The organism is Micromonospora sp. NPDC049171, assembly GCF_040648275.1.
GTDB lineage: Bacteria > Actinomycetota > Actinomycetes > Mycobacteriales > Micromonosporaceae > Micromonospora.
In genome coordinates, this window is record NZ_JBEZDJ010000062.1 from 1 (window position 1) to 5,230 (window position 5,230).

At 73.0% G+C, this 5,230-nt stretch carries 2 protein-coding genes; both read left to right on the plus strand.

Annotation, left to right across the window (positions count from 1 at the left end; translation table 11 throughout):
* The first annotated feature begins 3 nt into the window (after positions 1-3).
* Positions 4-4,350, plus strand: coding sequence for an SDR family NAD(P)-dependent oxidoreductase (locus AB0B14_RS36640; protein WP_357526747.1), 4,347 nt, complete (start codon positions 4-6; stop codon positions 4,348-4,350).
* Positions 4,350-5,230, plus strand: an 881-nt coding sequence (locus AB0B14_RS36645; RefSeq protein ID WP_357526744.1) for a beta-ketoacyl synthase N-terminal-like domain-containing protein, incomplete at its 3' end; no start/stop codon positions are given. The genes AB0B14_RS36640 and AB0B14_RS36645, both read left to right, overlap by 1 nt.

Here is a 5,230-nt window from a genome sequence, read left to right on the forward strand (position 1 = left end):
GGGGTGGGGTTGGCGGCGGTTAATGGTCCGTCGTCGGTGGTGTTGTCGGGTGTGGAGGCGGCGGTGGTGGAGGTGGCGCGGGTGTGGGAGGGGCGTGGGCGTCGGGTGAAGCGGTTGGGGGTGGGGCATGCGTTTCATTCGCATTTGATGGAGCCGATGTTGGGTGAGTTTGGTGTGGTGGTGGGTGGGTTGCGGTTTGGGGTGCCGCGGATTGGGGTGGTGTCGAATGTGACGGGTGGTGTGGTGTCGGCGGGGGAGTTGTGTTCGCCGGAGTATTGGGTGCGGCAGGTGCGGGAGACGGTTCGTTTTTCTGATGGGGTCGGGGCTTTGTTGGGCGCTGGGGTGACGGCGTTCGTGGAGTTGGGGCCGGATGGTGTGCTCTCTGCACTGGTGCGGGAACAGATCCCCGGCAGCACCGCGATACCCGTCCTGCGCAAGGGCCGGCCGGAGATGACCTCACTGGCCGAACTCCTGGCGGGTGTCGTCGTACACGGCGTGTCCGTCGACTGGCGGGCGTATTTCGCCGGCCGCGGCGGCCGTTCCGTCGACCTGCCGACCTACTCCTTCCAACGGCGCCGCTACTGGCCGCAGCCGAGGCCGCAGACCGCCGGTGTCTCCGCCGCGGGCCTGGACGCGATCGGGCACCCTCTGCTCGGCGCGGCGGTGGGCCTGGCCGGCGGTCAGGGCATGCTCTTCACGGGTGGCCTGTCCCTGCGCACGCAGCCTTGGCTCGCCGACCACATGATCATGGGCACCGTCCTGCTGCCGGGCACGGCGATCGTGGAACTCGCCCTCCAGGTGGGCGAACAGGTCGCCTGCGACGTCCTCGAGGAACTCGTCCTGGACGCGCCGCTGGTCCTCGACGAGCGAGCGGCACTCCAGTTCCAGATCACCACGGAGGAGCCGGACGAGTCGGGCCGACGCGCGTTCGCCCTGCACTCCCGGCCGGGCGGCAGTGAGCTCGACGAGGCCTGGACCCAACACGCGTCCGGCGTGCTGGCACCCGGTGCGGGACCGCAGGAGTTCCCCGCCGATCTGACGCAGTGGCCGCCCGCGGGGGCCGTCGCCATCGAGGTGTCCGACCACTACCGGGATCTCGCCGAACGCGGGTACACCTACGGCCCCGCCTTCCAGGGGCTGCGCGCCGCGTGGCGCCGCGGCGCGGAGGTGTTCGCCGAGGTGGCGCTGCCCGTGCCAGCCGAGGCGGAGGCGGCCCGGTACGCTCTGCACCCCGCGTTGCTCGACGCGGCCCTGCACGCCGCCGACCTGGGCATGCTCGGACCGCCCGGGGAAGTGCGGCTGCCCTTCGCCTGGGCCGACGTCGCCCTGCACGCCAAAGGCGCGTCGTCCCTACGGGTGCGGCTGGCACCGGCCGGTTCCTCAGCGATTTCCCTGGCGGTGTGCGACCCGTCCGGGCTGCCCGTCGCGACAGCCACCTCGGTGGCCTTCCGGGCGGGCTCGCCGGACCGGCTCTCCACAGGCGGTCAACACCGATCGCTCTACCGGCTGGACTGGAACGAGGTACCGGCGGGCACTCCCACCCAGACCGACTGGGCGGTGGTCGGCCCGGATCCGCTCGGCCTGGCCGGCGCGCTGAGCTCGGCCGCGGGTGAGGTTCGCAGCCACCCGGATCTGGCGTCGCTCGCGGTCGCCGGGACGGTGCCCGGCCTGGTCGTGCTGTGCGCCGGCACCGGCAGGGAGAGCCCGCACGAGGTGCTGAGCCAGATCCAGTCCTGGCTCGCCGACGAGCGGTTCGCCGGATCCACCGCGGTCGTCGTCACCAACGGCGCTGTCCAGGCCCGGCCGGGGGAGGCGGTGCACCGGCCCGAGCAGGCCGCGGTGTGGGGGCTGGTGCGCTCCGTGCAGGCCGAGCACCCCGGCACGTTCGTCCTCGCGGACCTGGACGGCCGAGCCCCTTCGGTCGCCGCGTTCGCCGCGTCGATCGCGACCGGGGAGCGGCAGCTCGCGGTGCGCGGGGGCGCGACCCTTGTGCCGAGGCTGGCCCGTACCGCGGCGGTGGCACCGGAGGTGCCCGAGGGGCCCGCCTGGAGGCTCGTCCCGACCGGTGCGGGTACGGCCGACGGTCTCGCCCTGGAGCCCTGCCCGGACGTGCTCGCGCCACTCGGCCATGGCCAGGTCCGGGTGTCGGTCCGGGCTGCCGGGCTGAACTTCCGCGACGTGCTGATCGCCCTCGGGGTGTACCCCGGCGCGGCCGTCCTCGGCGGCGAAGGTGCCGGGATGGTCCTGGAGGTCGGGCCGGGTGTCACGGACCTCGCACCCGGTGACCGGGTGATGGGTCTGCTGCCCGGTTCCTTCGGGCCGGTCGCCGTCACCGACCGGCGGACCCTCGTGCGGATCCCGCGGGGATGGACGTTCACCCAGGCGGCCTCCGTACCGATCGTCTTCCTCACCGCCTACCACGGGCTGCGCGAGGTGGCCGAACTGCGCAAGGGGGAGGCCGTCCTGGTCCACGCCGCGGCGGGCGGGGTCGGCATGGCGGCGGTCCAACTGGCCCAGCACTGGGGCGCCGAGGTCTACGGCACCGCGAGCCCAGGCAAATGGGATGTCCTGCACTCGTCCGGACTGCCCGGGGACCGGATCGCCTCGTCCCGCACCGCCGAGTTCGAGGCCGCGTTCCTGGCCGCGACCGGTGGCCGTGGGATGGACGTGGTGCTGGACTCGCTCGCCGGCGAGCTGGTCGACGCCTCGCTGCGGCTGTTGCCGCGCGGCGGCCGGTTCGTCGAGATGGGCAAGGCCGACCTGCGGGATCCGGACCTCGTCGCCACCGAGCACGAGGGTGTCCGCTACCGCGCCTTCGACCTCGCCGACGTCGCGCCGGACCGGATCCAGGAGATGCTGACCGACCTCGTGACGCTGTTCGAGCGCGGGGTGCTGGCGCCGCTGCCCACCACCGCCTGGGACGTACGCGCCGCGCAGCGGGCGTTCCGGCACGTCAGCCAGGGCCGCCACGTCGGCAAGGTGGTCCTGACCATTCCGCCGCCGGGAGCGCTGGCCGACGGCACCGTCATCATCACCGGCGGTACGGGGGCACTGGGCGGCCGGATCGCCCGGCACCTGGTGACCGGGCACGGCGTCCGCAGCCTTCTGCTCGCCGGACGCGGGGGGCCCGACGCGGACGGCGCCGCCGCCCTCACCGCCGATCTGGAGGCGCTCGGTGCCCGGGTCAGGATCGCGGCCTGTGACGTGTCCGATCGCGAGGCCGTCGCGGCCCTGCTCGGGGACATACCGGCGGAGTACCCGCTCACCGCCGTGGTGCATGCCGCGGGAGTGCTCGACGACGGCGTGGTCGAGACACTGACGCCGGACCGGCTCGACGGTCTCGCCGCCGCCAAGGCCGAGGGGGCACTGCACCTGCACGAACTGACCGAGCATCTGCCACTGTCGGCGTTCGTGCTGTTCTCGTCGGCAGCCGCCACCGTCGGCACCGCGGGCCAGGCCGGCTACGCGGCGGCCAATGCCCGTCTCGACGCACTGGCCCAGACCCGCAGGGCCGCGGGACTTCCCGCCGTCTCGCTCGGATGGGGCCCGTGGGCGCCCGACGGCGACGGGGGGATGGCGGCCGGGCTGCACGACCGTGACCTCCGGCGCATCGAGCGCCTCGGTGTCGTCCCGCTGGGGCCGGACGAGGCACTCGCGTTGTTCGACGCCGCGCTGGCGTCCGAGGAACCGGTGCTGGTCCCGGTCCGGCTCAACGAGCGGGCGTTGCGCGCCGGGGCACGGGAGGGGTCGCTACCGCCGGTGCTCCAGGGGCTCGTCAAGGCGGGCCCGCGGCGGGCCGCGAGAAGGGCGGCCGGGACGGCGGAGGAATCCACGGCGCTGCGCGAACGGCTGGCGGGCCTGTCGGCCGAGGCGCGTGAGAACGCACTGCTCGGGCTGATCCGGACCCAGGTCGCGGTGGCACTCGGGCACTCCTCGGCGGAACAGGTGGGTCGCGAGGCCGCCTTCCGCGAGCTCGGGTTCGACTCACTGACCGCCGTGGACCTGCGTAACCGCCTCGTGGCGGCGACCGGGGCGCAGCTGCCCGCCACTGTCGTGTTCGACCGGCCGACGCCGATCGCCCTCGCCCGGTTCATCGCCGACGAGATCGCGCCCGCACCCGGCGAGCCGGCGGCGGCGCTGGTCGGCGGGCTGGACGCGCTGGAGGCAGCCCTGGCGACGGCCGAGCCCGACGAGGACCAACGCGCCTGGGTCGCGACCCGGCTGCAGACGCTGCTGGCGAAATGGGCCGGCGCACCGGAGCCCGCGCCGGACCGAAGGGACGACGACCTGAGCGGCGCCTCCGCGGACGAGCTGTTCCAGATGATCGACAACGAGTTCGGGGCGATCTGATGACCGAGGCTGGAGTGAACGCGATGTCCGGCGGGGGAGAGCGGAGCGAGGCGAAGCTCCTCGACTATCTCAGGCGGGTCACCGGCGACCTGCGCCAGGCCCACCAGCGGATCCGCGACCTGGAGGACGGGGATCGGGAGCCCATCGCGATCATCGGGATGAGCTGCCGTTACCCGGGCGGGGCCAACAGTCCGGAGAAGCTCTGGCAGCTCGTCCGCGATGGCCGCGACGCGATCGGCGGCTTCCCCGCGGACCGCGGCTGGCCGGAGGACCTGTACGACCCGGACCCGGACCGCGCCGGCAAGGTCTCGGCCCGGGAAGGCGGCTTCCTCTACGACGCGGCGGATTTCGACCCGGCCTTCTTCGGGCTCTCCCCGCGTGAGGCGCTGGCGACCGATCCCCAGCAGCGGCTGCTGCTGGAGACGTCCTGGGAGGCGTTCGAAGCCGCCGGGATCGATCCGTCCGCGGTCCGGGGCAGCCGGACGGGTGTCTTCGCGGGTGTCGTCTACAACGACTACGCCTCGCGGATCAGGCAGGTGCCCGAGGAGGTCGAGGGATATCTGCGGACGGGTAGTTCCGGCAGTGTCGCTTCGGGGCGGGTGGCGTACACGTTTGGTTTTGAGGGTCCTGCGGTGACGGTGGATACGGCGTGTTCGTCGTCGTTGGTGGCGTTGCATTTGGCGGTGCAGTCGTTGCGGCAGGGTGAGTGTGATTTGGCGCTTGCTGGTGGGGTGACGGTGATGTCGACGCCGGCGACGTTTGTGGAGTTCAGTCGTCAGCGGGGGTTGGCGGTTGATGGTCGGTGTAAGGCGTTTTCGGCGGGGGCGGATGGGACGGGTTGGGCGGAGGGTGTGGGGGTGTTGTTGGTGGAGCGGTTGTC